Origin of the sequence: Arenicella sp. 4NH20-0111, from assembly GCF_040366405.1 — a bacterium.
GTDB lineage: Bacteria > Pseudomonadota > Gammaproteobacteria > Arenicellales > Arenicellaceae > Arenicella.
In genome coordinates, this window is sequence record NZ_BAABWF010000001.1 from 75,676 (window position 1) to 93,099 (window position 17,424).

Consider the following 17,424-nt stretch of genomic DNA (forward strand, 5'->3'; position numbering starts at 1 on the left):
TATTAATGAATTTAGCAACAAGATAGGAGCCAACAGCCCAATATCAATCGGATTAAGTGTGGGACTTTATCGCGATTAAGCAATCACCTCATAGAGCGACTGCCAAATTTCACTGGCGTCCAACTCCTGATAACAGGGCGGCATAGTGACCTGGTTGGTTATTTTAGGGCAAGACTTAAGCATACAGGGAGAACAAGGGTACGCGCTTTGCACCCACGTTTGGTTTTTGCCAAGAGCGCCTGTCAATTTCGAGTTAGTTGAACCGTAAATTGAGATACACGGCAAGCCCAGCCCGGCAGCTAAATGTCCTAACCCTGTATCAACCGCGATCGCGCCACTGGCTTTGCTTAAAGCGTTCTTAAGATCCGTAAGACTGGATTTTGGTAGCACATGTGCATGGTTCAAGCCTTTCGCTATCCACTTCGCACGATCGTGTTCTAAGTCGTTGCCCCAGCAAAGAACGACCTTATAACCATCGTCTATTATTAATTCAGCCAGCTCTCTCCAGACGGAATCCGGTATGTGCTTGGTCGCCCAAGTTGTTCCATGAAACAAGAATATGGTAGGTAAGTCTCTAGAACTTACCCTTCTAGCACTCAAAGAATAATTAGGGTCTTTTATTGGTAGAGCGTAATCAAAACCACCGGAAAATAATTGGCGCAAACGATCAATTGCGTGTTGCTGACGATCAACAACGACCGTTTTTTTATAGAACTTGGCTGCCGGTGACTCCTTAATTGAGTCGCCAGAGAAGCCGATACGAAGACCACCTCTATTAAGCTTAGCAAAACGGCTAAATACCGCGCTTTTCATCAAGCCTTGTGCGTCAATGACGACGTCGTATCGTTCTGACCTTAAGTATCGCCAAAACAACAGAAACTCCTTGATATTGGCTAATTTAAAACCACGCCACCGTCGTGTCGCCACGCTAACAACTCGCTTGACTGAGGGGTGCCAGAGAGGAATCTCGCTAAAACTGTCTTCGACCATCCAATCAACAATAACACCGGGGTGTTTCTCTGCTAAATCTGACAACGCCGGCATGAGATGTAAAACGTCTCCCATGGAGGTCAACTTAACAACCAACACACGCATTAGAGCCTCTCTGCCAACGCTAAAACCGAGTTTGGCATTAATGTATTAAGGCAATCCAAGTGCTGTAACGGACATTCCCTTTTAAAACAGGGACTGCATTCCAAATCAACCCTAGCGATAGCATGATTAGCGCTTAGTGGCGGCGTATGGTTGGGGTCAGTAGATCCATACACAGCCACCAACGGCACTTGTAATGCCGCAGCAATGTGCATCAAACCTGAATCATTACTCACAGCCAGCGAAGCTTGTGAAATCAAATCAACCGCCTCGGGTAAGGTCGTGCGCCCAGCCAGTACGACGCTCTTTTTCTGCGTCAGGGAATTAATTTCATTACAAACACGAACATCATTATCAGAGCCCAACAACCAAACTTGCCAGCCTTGAGACAAATAATGATTGGCTACCTCAGCATAGTACCTAGTTGGCCACTGCTTCGATGCGCCAAATTCCGCTCCTGGGCACAACGCTAAAATGGGCGAATCAACGGAGAGTTCATTTTTAGCACGAACAGTGGAAACCTCGCCCTCGTCCACCACCAGTTTGGGAGCGTGTATTGTGTCTAGCGGCCTGGGGTCAGACGACTTAGGCAATCCTAACGCCACAAATCGCTGAACCGTCATTGGCAACACTTGTTTGTCTAACTTTCTAATATCATTGACCAAGCCCCAGCGCTGTTCACCGACAAATCCAGTCCGTTTTGGTATCTTAGCAATCGCTGGAACAAGCGCCGACTTCAATGAATTGGGCAATAATATAGCGTCAGAATAAGCTTCTTTTCGCAAGCTTCGGCCCAATGAGAAGCGCTCGCCCAAACTGAGTTTGCCATGATTGAAGTTGCCGGCGACCAGGGTGCTGACTTGCGGCATTCGATCTACCATCGCAGCCGTCCAAGCGGGTGCAAGCACATCGATTTGGGCGGTGGGCTCGCGTTCCTTAATATCAATGAATAAGCTTTGCGCCATCACCATGTCGCCTACCCATGACGGCCCAACAACGAGGTATTTTTTAGCTGTTAACGACATTTTTTATGAAAATGGGAGTATCCGACAGATAAGGATACCCCCAGTATATGAATACTTTAAACGTACGTTAACCAGCTTTCACGTGACTTATCACGCCCATTAACAATGTCAAAGTAGCGAGACTGTGCCTCGGCTGTGATGTCGCCTCGTTGAGCGTTCCCTATTTCACGATCATCTAATGATGCAATGGGGGTTACTTCGGCGGCCGTACCCGTAAAGAACACTTCATCGGCGGTATAAACTTCATCACGCGTAATTTGCTTCTCAATGACTTCCAGCCCCATGTCCTTTGTGAGTACTTCAACGACGGTGTCACGAGTAATTCCTTCAAGTGCCGATGTCAGCTCCGGGGTATAAACTTTGCCACGCCGGATCACAAATATGTTTTCACCTGCGCCTTCCGCAACATAACCATTTGTATCAAGCAATAACGCTTCATCGTAACCAGAATTTGCTGCTTCTTGAGTAGCCAGAATGGAATTGGTGTAGTGACCATTCGTCTTTGCCTTGGCCATGGTGCTATTCACGTGATGGCGACTAAAAGACGACGTCTTAACACGAATGCCTTTTTCTAAGGCATCGTCACCCAAATACGTTCCCCATTCCCAAGCGGCAACCATGAGGTGAACTTTTAAGTTACTGGCGTGTAACCCCATACCTTCGGCGCCATAATAGGCCATGGGACGCAAATAGGCCGAGTTCAACTTATTGCGGCGCACCACTTCTAGCTGAGCTTCGTTAATTTGCTCATCGGAGAATGGGATTTTCATACCCATAATCTTTGCCGATTGCTGCAAACGCTCGGTATGCCGATCAAGGCGAAATATCGCAGGCCCATTGTCAGTCGCGTAAGCCCGGACTCCCTCAAAGACACCAACACCGTAATGTAATGTGTGTGTTAACACGTGCACCTTCGCATCGCGCCAATCTACATACTCTCCATCCATCCAGATGAAACCATCACGATCATCAAATGACATTGCTCTTTCCTCGACTTTAAATTGCTAAATTAACCAAAACAGGCCGACCGAATGGCAAGCCTGCTTAAAAGTCGAATTATAGGGGTTCCATCGAGGTTTGAAACACCGTTTTGTCAATATTTCAGATAAAAGTTTTTTCTACCTGAGTTCTCGCAAAAACTAATCAATTCAATTTGAACTTAAAACGCCTTTGATCAGAGCTTTGGACCAAAGGCGCTCTGGGTAGTCAGGTTAGTTTACCTACTGCTTAACCGTAATCTTAATATCATCGATAGACATAGTTTGATTCCAGTTTGCCTTCCAACTGTCCGTTCCGCCAATCACAACTCGAACTTCAGGTACGGTTCCCACTTGAGCTGTAAAGTCATAATCGAAATGCCGCCAACCAGTATCATTTGTGTTAGTCCAATTAACGCATTTAGACGCAAGCACCACTTCGGGTATTTGCGAAGCATCAAGCACTTTCACACACCGATTATTTACTCTTGAGCCACCGTTGTAATTACTTTGGAAACGAGTCCAACCACTGATTTTAAAACCCTGACCATAATTGAGCACTTGATCTTTCTGGTAAGAGAAATCCAGCTTTCCTGTCGACAATGGCCTACAGGTCGAATAGCTATCCGACGAGGCATAAGTATGCGTTTCAGATATCTTCAAATACCCCAGTGAATGCCCTGAATCTGCGCTTTGATGCGTGTTCGTAAAATCAGTGCAAATAGAGTTGCCAATCCACCCATCAGTTGAATAACGAAAGTCATCGTCATACTCCAAGTTCAAAGGAACTGTTAATGGAATGCCAACGTATCGCACTGAAATATTATCACGCGCATTTCCAGCTCCACTTCGACATACCAAAACCCTATTGTAAGGCTGATTCGGAGCAACTGATCCAGTTTGAGCTACACCAGAAGGGTCCATAGGCAACGAGTCAGCATAGCTCCAGTCACTCTCTTGAAGAGGTGTGGCAGCTAGAAAACTGGCAACGTCTTCTTCTTCAATACGCGCCAGGTTTGCCGTAAATACATGAAACCCAGGCGAAGTTCCGCATGCCGTGCCGGAACAACTGTCTAAGTTCCCAATGCTTTGCACTTGTCGGTATTCGATTTCAAGTGGACGTGTCTGAGGCTTTGAAAAAACGTATTCAGCACACGAGCTGGCGGACTTACCGTCGATGGTTGTTACTGGAATAGCCGAATTGCGATACAAACCGCTGCCATTGCTAAAACGCAATGCATAATTCGGGATGTATGACTTATGATCAGAAGGACTTCGAGCCAGAATGGGATATTGTCTGTCTTTAGGCGCAAACCTTAACAAAACTGCCTCACCGTACCAGTTATTGGCATCGTATCCCCCTTCGTACTGGTGAAAAATCTGACGTATTTTGTCATAGAGACTTGGGTCGACCAACGACAAGGGAGTCCAGGAAACGATACCGCGTTGTGCCTTTCTTTGAGCTGATGCGGTTGGCGTCGAACTCCCATAAGTGTAATTGACGTGAGTATGAACCTTAGCCGGATTCTGAGCGACCGTATTAAACGCATCAATTAAAACTTGGATATCGGCCTGATTAAATACCAAACTCTCTTCGAACATCCTGGTAATAAAACCAACCACCAGTCCAGCGTGAGTTACGTCTTCAACCCGGCCTTGTGAGCCATCAACGTCGAACTTCAAGTAACGCCAGTCAAAGGTTTGCGAAGCATCGCCTAAATGAGTATCTCGCTTAAACGCCGCCGCAATTTTGCTTGCGATATCCAGATGCTTTGCCGCTTCAGTGTTACCCAAACTCGTGCCTAACAATGTAAATGCATTCGAAAGCTCAATGTGCGCCATGCCCAACGCCATAGTCATATTGTAGGGCTGAATTTGATTGTTCTTTAACGTGAAATCTTGCGCACCATGCAGCTTTTTCGTGGTGCCCGAGATTAACACTTCTGAGCATGAGCCAATGCTGCTGTAGTTGCTCGGAAACCTATACGCTCCCTCTTGCGCATCAAATTGATGGGAATGAGACTCGACCGCTCTATTGGCCTCAGTCAAGAACTCCTTCGCTAAGTCATAATAATTAACCACCGAGCCATCTAACCGCGTGTACATTTCTGATTGGTATTTTAGAGGGTTTGATAATACAACCCTGGAAAAATACGCGATCGGGTAGGACAATACCCCCGTATGAACAGCGCTGACACGGTACTGGTTACAGGAGTAGTAGCCTGTACCCCAAGCTGGCAAAGTTTTATTTTGTAATACGTCAATAAAACCTAATTTTTCAGAAGTGTAAGCCAATACATGTTCAGCGGCCTCCGCTAACTTAAGTATTGATACACTGTCTTGATTGCCTTTGTGAACCTCGACCAACGCTCTCATTGACCCAGATTGCCCCCACAGTGACGGCCGCTGATAAACACCAGGCGCTGCATTCGAGCTATCGGGGAAGGTGGCGCTCTTATGGCGATTACCGAATCTGTCATACCAGTCTTCCAGTTCAGTGGGGGAAACAGCACTAGCGTGAGCGCTAAAAATAACGCTAATGCTCAAAACAAACGTCAAAGTAAAAACGTTTAAAAACCTAACAATAGAATTCATAAAATTTAAGATCGGGGGGGTAAAATTAAGATTCACAAAATAGTGGAGACAGAAAAACCTTCGGTTAACACGCCCATGCAGGCAATGCAGCAAAGGAGGCTTTAGTACTGCTACTATTATTGCACTTCAAGATACAAAATCTTGGGGTAGCTACTTAGACACCCAGCAAGATAGGCTCGTACTTTTAGTCCGCTGGCCTTTGCTGTAAGCAACATTTGAAAAACTTCCTTTGAATTTTCTTGAGTACGATCGATTCGAAAAGGTGTAGATCTAGCGCAACCATCAGGATTTACGTGAGCGGTAGCAGGGGTAAAGTAAGTAAAATACAGTTTTGTGTGTGAGTAAATACGGTCAACGTTAGCCCATGGGGTCCACCCATTGGCGTTTGCGTCCATACCAGAAAAGGCACAAATCAATGCGCAAGCCATTAGCAATTTTATTTTCATGTTAATTCTAAATTTAAGTGGATTTTTATACGGTTACTAGCTCATTTAACTTCCAAATAAAGGATCCTTGGGTAACTGCCAACACACTCTGATAAATAAGCACGAACTTTGAATCCGCTGAGTTTCGCAGTTAACAACATTTGAAATATTTCCTTGGAATTTTCCTGCGACCGGTCAAATTTATAGGGGCGCGCTCGAGGGCACTCGTCAGGGTTTATATGCAACTCAGCGGGTGTTAAATATGACAAATACGACTGACTGTGGGAATAAATGCGATCCGCATCACCCCAGCCTGTCCACTGACCTGCATTGGCAACGTTAATTACACTAAGCCCAATTAACGCAAGAGCGACTATAATCGACATTCGATTCATAACTGCGACTGAATATTTAGAGGTTAAGATATAAAGACAAAACGCTATTTATATAAAATAACTTTTGTCACTTTTGGATAACTTCCGAGACACCCTGAAAGCTCCAAGCTGACCGTTTTCTCAGAAACCAAACCCGTCAACAGTAATTGATAACGCTCATTGAACAACGTGGCCTCTGGGTCCATGGCATAATTACTGGCTGCTTTGCATCCATCAGGATTTATGTGCGCACTTGAAGGGCTGGTTTGCACATACACGGTGCTTGCAGCAGTGTAAACACGGTGCAGCGTTAACTTACCGGTCCACGTAGCAGCAAAAGCATCGGCACTCGCCACAAAGAGCACAACGAGCAAAAAAGTGATTTTAAATAATTTCATTCTATGTTTCTTTCCAGTTGCCTCCCAATCAGAGACAAGAACTTTAATTATAAATGATGACTTTAGTTAGTTTCGGGTAACTACCGTGGCAACCAGATATCTCAAGGCTGACCTGTTTTCCGGACGCCAGAGCCGTCAGTAACATTTTGTACCGCTCCTCAAACAACAGCGCCGTCGAATCCATCGCGTAGTTACTTGAAGAGTTACAACCCTCCGGATTTATGTGAGCGCTCGAAGGTTGGGTCTGAATGTATACCGTACTTACAGCTGTGTAGATTCGATGCAAATCTTGTCTACCCGTCCAGTCGGCATGCGCCACGGCGGTCGCAAGAAACATGAAGACCGAAACGAATGCTCTTATAAAATGTTTACTAAAAATCATGGTTATCCCAAAAACTTATTCTTATTTCTAAAATTGCATTCTTAATTAGGCTTGATAACTAAGAAAAATGATGCGCTAACACTATTCAGCCACAACCGTCAGATTAAGACTCTAATTATAAGAGCCCTATCCTCACTTCAATTAGTTCCAAAGCATCATGTGATGCACCAGTGGTTTATTGTCGTAACACCCAGAAAGATAGACACGAACTTTCTTTCCGGAGGCCTTAGATGTGAGTAGCATTTTGTAAATACGGTCCGCTATTTTGTTATCGGGTTTAACAATGTACCAACCTTGAGTTGCACACCCATCTGGGTTTGAATGCGACGTGGTTGGGTTAAGCTGAAAATAGATGTGCTCATTCGAGTGAATGTACACAACATGAGCAGGAAACCATGCCGTCCACTGACCCGCTGTCGCCGCCTTAGGGAGCATGCAAACGCCCAAAACACAGGCAAAGAATATTTGAAAACTTATTTTTTTCATTACTGTTTTTATCTGTTAGCCGAATAATATCTAGTACTAATCGGCACTTTCCTCATTAACTCAAAATCGCGTCCTTTAATACTCTGAACGATCAAACCTAGCTCCAGCACTACCACGTTCTCACAGAAGCTCTGGCTAAAAATCGGCTCTGTCCCCATTTATTAGGCTTAGCCTAAAAACAAGTAAGCACGGGCTGTTGCTCTCCTGCTTTCCTATATTCAATAGTTTGCCTAAAGTTACTTCCCGATCGAATTAACTCTATGGACTCAACCAACACCGGATACTTGTATAGTACTAAGTCTAAAAACTCGATTACTTCAGGGTCGCTGTAATTCTCATCCAATTTCACTCCGTATTCAGGACCAGGGGAAATTAGAACCGTCATCAGGTCCTCATCGCCAGTTGTATAAACCAACCTACCTAAGCTCAAATAGTCGTCTAAGTTAAGGCACTGTGAAAACCGAATTAGAAGCTTTTTCACTTCAAAGTTCAGAGCTTCATTCGCTACAATCTTCTTCGTATACGGCAGGTGCCTAATTGAATTTATATATAAGTCCTTAACCAATACATTTTCAAATATATAACTATGTGTTGAATCAAGTTCTCTCCTTTTTTTCAACACCCATTGACTTAAACGCCCAACTTCATCCAATAATAGCTCTTCGATCTCCTCGGAAGATTCTAGACTCTCGAACCTATCTGTTACCGTCGAACTCGGTTCATTTCCACACGCGAACAAAAAACATGATATCAAGGATAAAATACATCTTCGAACGGCAATACTACTCACCACCGACATACCTCCGATAGACTGTATCACCATTCGCACCAGCCCAAGCATTGAGGTAATTGTTCCTCAAGTGGGAAGCTGACCAGCCGACACTGAGCTCATTCGCAGCCATAACATTACTACTAAAATACCCTCTATCCGATATATAAATCCCAACATGTCCAGACCCACCGCTTCGTGGAATAGCGGCAACGTCCCCTGGCATTGGATTATCAACAATTTCCCAGCCAGAAATTTCATGGCTACGGTTAGCCCACCCGTTAGCCGTCATATATTCAGAGCTTCCTTCGCTCAGCATTACCGGCCCCATACCAGCTTCACCAAGCTTGTCAGCAACAAATTGATTACATTTCCACGCCCCCGCGCGAAAACGACCATTTCGTACATCTTTTGCATAGCTTGTATCTCCCTCAGCACTTGACGCCAATTGTGCCAATTTCTCTCGTTTAGCCAAGACATTTTTGCTAACTGCCTGGGTGACTTCATTCACTGCAAAGGCCAACCCCGCTGTAACAAAGCCTAACTCGAAACTGCCTCCTGCGAGCATAGAAACAAGTCCACCCACTGTTGCAACAATAATCCCCTGAGCAACTGTATCAGTAATATTAGCGGCTGAAATAAAGGAATTAGTCGCAAAAGTCGATACCTTACCCAATCCCGCCGTTAAAGCACCAGCAAGGAACTTTCCTCCATTGTAAGCAGCGCGCATCCCGCCAATAATAGAATGCCCTACCACCAATTTAACTTTCGCAGCAAACTTTATTGACTGCGTAAGTGCCTGTTGAACGCCAGGTTTCAACACACCTGTTCCCAGGTTTTTGATCTGAGATGTTGCAGCCGCATTAACTCCATGAGCAAAACCAGCTGTAATGGCACCAAATACAGCACCTTCAAGCATACCTTTCAAGCTACCCGTCATTATTAATCCTGACGCGGCTCCAGCGGCAGCACCTGCTCCAACTGTAGCTCCCAAACTAGCCTTTACTCCAGCTGCGGCATAAGCAGATCCCGCTCCGACTGTAAAATAGGTAATAGCCACCGCCACCACTACGGCAATGATAACTCTCGCATATTTTTTAATAAACTTTCCTATCTTCTTCAATATCTTCCCAATACTCTTCACCACCTTCTTAATGGCTTTGAGTACGGCTTTAATAATCTTCTTGAGTGCCGCAAATAGCTTTTTGAGCGCCTTGAAGATTTTCGAGAAGAAATAGCCGCTCGGGTCGGTGAGACTCAATGGGTTATTCAGTACATAGGCATAGCGATTTAAACTTTGGCTATTTAGTGGCGCTTGAATGTGCGGGTCAGCACTTAGAAAGCGACCAATTACCGGGTCATACACACGCCCTTTCATGTGGACTACTCCCGCGGCGGCTAACCAACGGTGGCCGGTGAAACTGAGCGGTGTGATTGAGGAATCGTTAATGAAATTTTCTAAATAGCCTGCGGCTTTACCGATGTAACCCTTGATGTCACCAAACGCGTCAAAGTAGCGTTTTTCAACCACCGCGCCGCTGGCATCCGTAATAGCCAACACGGAGCTCTGATGGTTTTTATGTAAATAACTTTCTTTAACAAGCGCTAAAGAACCTGGCTTGGTATCAACAATGGCGATGGCATTACCTGCCACCGTAATGTGGTGACGATTAGTCACGCCACCGGCCACTTCGGTTACTTGTTCAAACGCACCACCGACGAAAATGGTCTTCTGTTGGCCGCCGTCTTTTTGGTCTTCGAGTTGCCATACCATTTGCCGTTCTGGGCCGTAACGCATTTGCGTATTGCGGCCTTGGTGCGTAATTAAATCAGGCTTATTGAAAGCGTTATAACTCACCGCTCGGCCACGACCGAAAGTTTGATTGCCGTTTTTGTCATAACGGAAATCGCCCATGCCTGGGATAGAAGTAACCGCATGTGGTCCGGCGTGCTCGGCGCCCGCCGTTTCACCATAACGATACTGCTCACCGGTGTTCATAATGTCTGACTTATGAATAATGTTACCCAGTTCGTCATAGCCGTAATTAACAACCGACTGCCCTATCGAGCTTGCAAAGTCTGATCCGGTGCCTGCGTAGTTAACTTGGGTCAACCTGTTAAGGCCATCGTAATTGAAAGTTTCACGCACGTCTTCGATGATATCGTGACGGCTGATCAAATTACCCAATGCGTCGTATTGATATGTTTTATTTAAAATGCCCGCGGAGCCATTTTTGGTGTGGACACTGCGAATACGACCAAATTGATCGTACGCATAGGTGGTATCTACACCGTTACCATACCTTGCTTTCTCGACTTGCCCTTTAGAGTTAATGGCTTCAGCCTGCCAATAGATTTTTTTATTGGCGTCATAGTCGTCTATGTAATCCGCGTTTTCATAGGCCCGATCTATTTCATTATAGAGCCTTGTGACCTCGCTGGATTTGTCCTGAATCGCCAGATAACGACTTGCGTAAGTATTAGCTTGCGCTGCATTTAGGATGCGTTCAATTGATTGCTGATGCGACTTCAGCGTGCTGTTCGCTAAACGAGCCGCGGCATCCATTGAGTTGTACGTTAAGTTTTGCACGTTGCCCTTACGGATCAACACAAACTCACCGGGATCGGAGTCACTGCCGCTGTCTTCCTCCCTATTGACGTAGGCCATGCACGCAGGCTGATTCCCAGAGGTGGCAGAGGGCGCCCACGACACACATTTTTGCTCACGCGATTGTGGCTTTGTGTTCTGATCTGCACCCGGGTTAGCTGACCACACTCGATTATTTACGATGTCGTCATAACTCGTTTCCGCGTTATAGGTATTTCTAGTGGCGGCCGTCACTAAGGTCTCAATTTTCGCCTTATGCTTATTGATTGCCGCAGTACGAAATGCCGCTAGGTTTCCACTCGTAATTTTAGCTATTGAAGCATCCAAATACGGGTAATAGGGTCGTGCCGTGGTGACTCCATCGACGACGCGGTCGTAGGTTTTTCCCCACAGTGCGGTATCACAAGGTATTACGGAGTTGCTTTTTTCAACGGCTTTATCGTGCTCTATCCGTTCATTGTCTGTTAAGCGTGCACATTGATTAATGTGTAAAGTTTTAGTTAACCGTTCAATTTCCGGACGGAAAGTGCTCGGGCAACTGTAACCGTAATTTTGCGCGCAAAAGAAACGTTGATTATTCCAAAACGAACGCACATCGACCATTCGGCGTTCATCTACTTTACTTCTCTCTGCTGTCTGCTTTGCGGTGTTTACCGAACCATCATCATTGTATACGTGCACCAAATGCGTGGCATAACAATGCCCTGGCGTATTGGCTGTGTTGGTTAAGCACTGCGCGTAGTTCGCGTGATTAAAAAATGGCTTTAGAAAGTTCTCCCACTTAATGTCTTCGCGTTTTACAAAAGTACCTGTGTTCGCCGAAATTTGGTTTACGTAGCCTCGAGCACGGTCATTAAACGACAAGATCACGTTGTTATGCGATTCAATGATCGGCACCAACCAATTAGTCAACCGTAGGTGGTCCGGTTCGGTCCTTGTTCCGATCACATTAAGCTCATCAACTATTGGCTTAATTTGATTGTTTAAATCCGTGATGATTTTTCCAGATGCAATCAGCTTTCTTTCCTCACCCTTGCGGCGAGTCTCCCAATGGTCGTACCACCATTGAAGCTTTTGATCGACTGCTTTTTTCTCCAGCGCGGTGATCCGAGCTTGAGCTGCTTCGATGTTATTCGTGCGGTTTTCTAAATCGGTAGCGTGGTTAGCTATTTGCTGAAAACCATGAGAGATCTGATGCTGACTAATGTTATTCATGTAGTGATTCAGCACATAACCCAGGTTAGCATCATTGCCCGTATCGCGCGCGAACTGCTCTGGGTGACGGATGTAAATATCCGCGATTCTGGGGATAAACAACACACGCATGTAGTGGTGAATCGTATCTAGGTTCGCCTTGGCGTGTGGCTCAATGTTTCGAATGGTAGCGATGTTTTGGTTAATTTCAGTACCAATACGATTGAGTTGATCAGCGTAACTTTTAGCCTTTGCAGCGTAGTTATCATGGTCTTTTTTATAGCGATTATCGAATCTGCTTCGCTCTTCGGTAATTAACTTATCCAGCCGATTGTACTCAGGTAATAGTTCGTCCTGCCTTTCTATTTGCGGGCGCAGGCGATTTTGAATGACATCGGCTTTGGCCTGATAAATACTTAGCCAATTTTGGTGCTGCGTGATTTTAGCTTGAACACGCTCTACTAAATCAATATAACGCTGGGCGACATCTTGGTGTCCCTGTTTTTGTGCGTTGTCTTCAAAGCCATCGTAGAAGTCGGCTAAGTATTTTCCTAAACGCCTGACTTCGCGCTCGTGATTTTCCAACTCGGCTAATTGAGCTAGGCTGAGGTTCTGATCTTTCCAACGCTCGAAGTCGCGTTGCAGACCGATAAGATCTCGAGATGCATCTTGAAACTCGCCATAGCGCCCGCGATTGAGTGTCAAACCTTCTACAGTGGCAGGAAAACCATAATCGTCGTAGGTACTGCGCACGGTTAATCCTGAGGGATACTCTACCCAATCAAGCTTATCAGCGGTACCGTTGTAACCCGTGCGTTGAGTGAAGGTTTGACCATCGATGACAGAAGTGGCTTGCGCCACGCGGCCGAACATATCGTACTGAACGGTGCGTGTCAGATTGGTGGATTCAACTTTTTCAAGACCGCCTTTAATCTTTCCGGCCACTTTTTCGTTGGAGTAAGTCCAGGTAGTCACCTCAGGGTTCACACCGTCAAAATCGTCCGTTCGTTCCACTAAACGATTGAGATTGTCGTACACCATTTTGGTTTTTTGACCTTTTGCGTCGGTCTGTAACTGAAGATTACCCAACGAATCGTACTCATAGCTCCACACACCTAAATCAGGGTCATCCATGCTGACTTTTCGGCCAAAAACAGGGTCGTAGGTAATCGTTGCAATATTGCCTTTAGAATCGATGGTCTTAACCAACTTCCCGCGGCCATCGTAAACGTACTTTGTGACACTGCCGAGCGCATCGTGTGACTCAACCGGTTGGCCAAAAATATTATTAACCACCTTCGATACTTGGGTGCCAGTATCATTGTTACCGGGATTGGTGACGGTAACGGTTAAACCGTCATAAGCGGTATTAAAGCGTTTATTTTCGGCATTAACTCGCTCTACCTCGCGGCCTAGTTCGTCATAATGATACAGCGTGACAAACGGTTGCTCTTTATCCCTAAAATAAGGTTGGGAAGCGGTTCTCACTCGCCCTTCGCTGTCGTACGTTCTGTCGACGACAATGATCTCACCGTTAAATCCGTAAGTTTGCTTACGTAACTCTTTACCGTTTCGATCGAAATAGGAAATCTCAGGTGCTTCGCCTTCATCATCGAGAGCCGCAATAAAGTATTGGGCGTATTGAGGGCAATTTATGCTTGAGTTTGTATTGTCACTACACCATTTAGGCAAAACAATTTGCCGCCCACGTGTGGCGCCATTTGCTTGGTGTGTGCGAGTTTCTCGCAGTACGGTTCCAAAGCCGTCGTACAAAATTTCCTTACTGATTCCATTTGGGTCGGTAATCAGATTTGGCTTGCCCACTAGCTGATTAAATTCAGTGGTGATTGCGTGGCCAATGTTGTTGATCACTTTTTTCGGGAAGCGCCCATCGTCGGTAAATTCCGTCGTGGTGGTTCGCTTCGCCACGTCATTGGTTTCAATAGAACTGGTTTCACGATTACCAAAGCCATCGTAGGTATAGCTTTTGGTAACTTGTTGAGGATTATTTGGTTCAAGAGTCTCGCTCTTTGGTTTTCCATCGTCAAAAAACGTGGCCGTGGAAACGTTTGTGTAGACCTCTTGCTGGCCCTCAGTAAAGCCAGTGAGTGTGACCGTGTTCTTTTCCGGTAAGCCAAAAATCCAGTTAGCCAAATCAGGAGCTTTAAATTCAACCTCAGTCTCGACCTTTCTCTCCAACTTGGAGCCCACGGGTTGCGCCGCCAACGCGTTATTGGCACTAACACCTAAGCCTTGGAAAGTATCCGTCGTGTCAGCACTGAACGTCTCTTCCGTACTGCTGATGGTGTTACCAAAGTTATCTATCTCAGTTTGCGAGCGCGTTGTTTTAATTAACCTACCCAAAAAGTCATAGGTGTTCGCAACGGAGATATAGGGGTAGGCGTGAAGTGTCTCTAAATCATTAATCGAAATAACCTTAGTCGTCATCTCGGACGTAGACAACGAAAGAACCGTTCCATTCAACTCCTTTGAGGAAGACTTAACTTTCCCTGCGTAGGGGTAAGTTTGATGAAAATGGGTCATCAATTCAACGTCAGAGCTGCCGTCTCGCATGCCATGAAAGGCATAACCCAATCCGCCTAGCCCGGCCGCATTGGCTTTCGCTCCACCATAAGTATGATGCGCAATCACTTCGCCACCCACGCCATTGGATGCCGTCACTTTTGTGATCACGCGGGTTGGTGCGTTGTACGCCACATTTGGGTAAGCCGAATAAGCCGATGGCGTGTAAATCGACTCATCGGTCGTAATGCCATAGTACAACTTGGTTGCAGACTCAAACGAGTCTTGAGTTTCAATCAAAGTACCAGGGTAATGGCTGCCAATATTGGGGGCCGATGTATACATCTCACCGGTTGATAAGTTAAACAGCTCTAGGTAACCGTCGTGATCCAAGTCAGCTAGTTCAGCTTGAGCACTCGACTTACCGTCGCTTTCGACCACGTAATTAATGAATGGCATGGCGTAATCGCCACTCGAATCCACAGACCATGTCTTGGTGTCTTTATTGAACAGCCAAATCTGCTCATACGACTCACCGTTTTGAGTAAAACTGCGCATGAAATCGGGATGACCATCGCTGTTCAGGTCAATCAAACCGCCAATGGTGACGGTATTGCCGTTTTGCCATGATGACGTCATCGCCGCTGGCAAGTGATAGGCAGCGTCTTGCTGCCACCCGAGCCCTGTGTGGATCCAAGCATCGTGCTGTTGATTGCCGTTTTCCCACAAAGATTTTAATAGATCAGGCAGTCCATCGCCATTAACATCTGAGAAGGAATAAGCCGCCACACCTTTGTTGATATCGTAATTAAACACAGCAACCGTATTAGGCAAGGTGTAGTCAGCGCTGGCCGCCCAGCCTCGCCCAGTATTTAGCCAGGTATTGTTGGTAATAATTCCGTCTACTTGATAAGACTCAACCCAATCAACCAAACCGTCGGCATTAACGTCCTGCATGCTGGCTAAGACGCGACCTTCTTCTCCTAAGGTGTAGTCCGTCAGCAAAGACTTCGGCTGATAGTCAGCACTTACAGCCCAGCCGTCAACGCCGGTGGCAAGCGTATTAATCCACGCCACCTGTTCTACAGCGCCAGTGGCTAACTTATAAGACTGAACCACGTCCACAAGGCCATCAGAATTTAAGTCTACTACCTCCGCTAAGCTGCGCACCTTTCCATCAACATCAATTTCTTGAAATGGAACAGGAAAGTCGGTCGTTGGTACGGTTTCAAAACCACTGCCTGTATTTCGATAGACTCGCAATGTTGTTTTGGTAGGCGTTTTAAACGCTTTTACGTAATCTAACCAGCCATCACCATTAACGTCTAACAGTTGACCTTTGATCATTCCATCTTCAGCTAGATGGTAGTCATACAAAATCGAAGGCAATTGAAATTCAGCGCTCTGAACCCAACCGGAAGTTTGCCCCAACCACGTTGAGATCGTGTAGCTGGTCTCGCCGTCACGGTAAGCTTGAACAACGTCCACCTTTCCATCATTGTTGATATCCACCAATGTGCCGTACGGCTTTTTATCAGTGCTTTGTAAGGCAACAGGCAAGGTCGCATTGGACGTTCGCCAGTTTGTTTCTGTCTCAGGAGCATAACGAAGAATGGACGGGCGATAACATTGATCATTAGCCGAACATTCTTGCACAGAGACAATTCTAGACGCTTGTGTGACCGCACCTTGCTCGTAACCGAGTCGATAATCTCTGACCATGCTCGAGCCAACAAACGTCTTTATGTTCGAGACTCTTTTGGTTTGTGAATATAACGCGCCACGAGAATACGCCTGCGACGTGTCTGGGCGACTTTCATACTCTAGTGAAACTCTTAGGCCAGCATTGGCACCCTGGCTTGGGTTATAGCCGTAGTAAATACTTGTTAATTGAATTTCTTCTGTTCCGACGTCTGAGTATTCGTACTTCAAACGGTTGCCATTGCTGTCCTCTAAGTAGTCAACTTTCCAAACTGACTTTGCGCCACTAACAGGGTCGCTCTCAAACGTGTTCCGGTCCTCAAAAGACCCATAATAGGTCTTTGCTCCTGCCCGGTTAGTAACTTCAAAAAAACTTGGTCCGGTATCTCCAACCGCACCGACCGCTTTTATGCGCTGAAAAGACTCAATTGCCGTTCGATAGGTGCTGCCAGATTCACCATAAGTGCCAGTCTCAAGGAGTAAACGAGAGCCGTCTAAGCAATAAGCATCCTCTTTAACAAATTGCGGTGCTTCAAAGTAGCCGTCTTGATGCAAGCTTTTCCCACATCGAGAAATCGCAGACAAGCCAGACAAACCTCCGCCCACACCCAAGGTTCCGTTTCCACCTCCGGTAGAAACACTTAAGGTTAAGTTTGGCGCGACCCCATTGATGCCACTGGGAACATCCAATGGCATTGTCCAAGCGGCTTGACCACTGTTGTCGACAGAAATGCTGCCCCCATCTGAGCCGACAACATCGTCAGCGTAGATTCCAGGCGATACCGCCATAGCAAATGTTGCTGCGGCTAAAGAAATGAATTGGGTAAAAGAAGCGTTGGTTAATAAACGTATCATGGTGCGCTCGATAATCCTTT

The 17,424-nt window shown here is 46.0% G+C and carries 10 protein-coding genes; all 10 read right to left on the bottom strand.

Translation table 11 applies throughout. From position 1 onward, the window contains the following. Window positions 1–75 precede the first annotated feature (75 nt). Window positions 76–1,095, bottom strand: a complete 1,020-nt coding sequence (waaC, locus tag ABWW54_RS00390) for a lipopolysaccharide heptosyltransferase I (RefSeq protein WP_353408944.1) — start codon at window positions 1,093–1,095, stop codon at window positions 76–78. Beyond that, complete coding sequence (gene waaF / locus ABWW54_RS00395) at window positions 1,095–2,117, bottom strand: lipopolysaccharide heptosyltransferase II (RefSeq protein ID WP_353408946.1); 1,023 nt, start codon at window positions 2,115–2,117, stop codon at window positions 1,095–1,097. Before waaF ends, waaC begins: the two co-directional genes overlap by 1 nt. Before the next feature lie 56 nt (window positions 2,118–2,173). After that, window positions 2,174–3,097, bottom strand: a complete 924-nt coding sequence (locus ABWW54_RS00400; RefSeq protein WP_353408948.1) for a branched-chain amino acid transaminase — start codon at window positions 3,095–3,097, stop codon at window positions 2,174–2,176. Between the two features lie 240 nt (window positions 3,098–3,337). Further along, a complete protein-coding gene (locus tag ABWW54_RS00405) occupies window positions 3,338–5,641 on the bottom strand; it encodes a hypothetical protein (RefSeq protein ID WP_353408950.1) in 2,304 nt (767 codons plus the stop codon). A gap of 164 nt (window positions 5,642–5,805) precedes the next feature. Beyond that, window positions 5,806–6,135 (bottom strand): hypothetical protein, encoded by a 330-nt coding sequence (locus ABWW54_RS00410; RefSeq protein WP_353408952.1) that lies wholly within the window; start codon window positions 6,133–6,135, stop codon window positions 5,806–5,808. A gap of 418 nt (window positions 6,136–6,553) precedes the next feature. After that, on the bottom strand, window positions 6,554–6,886 hold the full coding sequence (locus tag ABWW54_RS00415; protein WP_353408954.1) for a hypothetical protein: 333 nt from the start codon (window positions 6,884–6,886) through the stop codon (window positions 6,554–6,556). A 43-nt stretch (window positions 6,887–6,929) separates the two neighbouring features. Next, on the bottom strand, window positions 6,930–7,268 hold the full coding sequence (locus ABWW54_RS00420; RefSeq protein WP_353408956.1) for a hypothetical protein: 339 nt from the start codon (window positions 7,266–7,268) through the stop codon (window positions 6,930–6,932). Window positions 7,269–7,409: 141 nt separating this feature from the next. After that, window positions 7,410–7,754: a hypothetical protein gene (locus tag ABWW54_RS00425; RefSeq protein ID WP_353408958.1), complete on the bottom strand. Its 345-nt coding sequence runs from the start codon at window positions 7,752–7,754 to the stop codon at window positions 7,410–7,412. Between the two features lie 172 nt (window positions 7,755–7,926). Further along, complete coding sequence (locus tag ABWW54_RS00430) at window positions 7,927–8,577, bottom strand: hypothetical protein (RefSeq protein WP_353408960.1); 651 nt, start codon at window positions 8,575–8,577, stop codon at window positions 7,927–7,929. After that, window positions 8,537–17,404: an FG-GAP-like repeat-containing protein gene (locus tag ABWW54_RS00435; RefSeq protein ID WP_353408962.1), complete on the bottom strand. Its 8,868-nt coding sequence runs from the start codon at window positions 17,402–17,404 to the stop codon at window positions 8,537–8,539. Before ABWW54_RS00435 ends, ABWW54_RS00430 begins: the two co-directional genes overlap by 41 nt. Between the last annotated feature and the right edge of the window lie 20 nt (window positions 17,405–17,424).

Bases quoted from the DNA above. Each gene is read 5' to 3' on its own strand.
- waaC (WP_353408944.1), bottom strand. From the start codon at position 1,095: ATGCGTGTGTTGGTTGTTAAGTTGACCTCCATGGGAGACGTTTTACAT.
- waaF (WP_353408946.1), bottom strand. From the start codon at position 2,117: ATGTCGTTAACAGCTAAAAAATACCTCGTTGTTGGGCCGTCATGGGTA.
- ABWW54_RS00400 (WP_353408948.1), bottom strand. From the start codon at position 3,097: ATGTCATTTGATGATCGTGATGGTTTCATCTGGATGGATGGAGAGTAT.
- ABWW54_RS00410 (WP_353408952.1), bottom strand. From the start codon at position 6,135: ATGAAAATAAAATTGCTAATGGCTTGCGCATTGATTTGTGCCTTTTCT.
- ABWW54_RS00415 (WP_353408954.1), bottom strand. From the start codon at position 6,886: ATGAAATTATTTAAAATCACTTTTTTGCTCGTTGTGCTCTTTGTGGCG.
- ABWW54_RS00420 (WP_353408956.1), bottom strand. From the start codon at position 7,268: ATGATTTTTAGTAAACATTTTATAAGAGCATTCGTTTCGGTCTTCATG.
- ABWW54_RS00425 (WP_353408958.1), bottom strand. From the start codon at position 7,754: ATGAAAAAAATAAGTTTTCAAATATTCTTTGCCTGTGTTTTGGGCGTT.
- ABWW54_RS00430 (WP_353408960.1), bottom strand. From the start codon at position 8,577: ATGGTGATACAGTCTATCGGAGGTATGTCGGTGGTGAGTAGTATTGCC.
- ABWW54_RS00435 (WP_353408962.1), bottom strand. From the start codon at position 17,404: ATGATACGTTTATTAACCAACGCTTCTTTTACCCAATTCATTTCTTTA.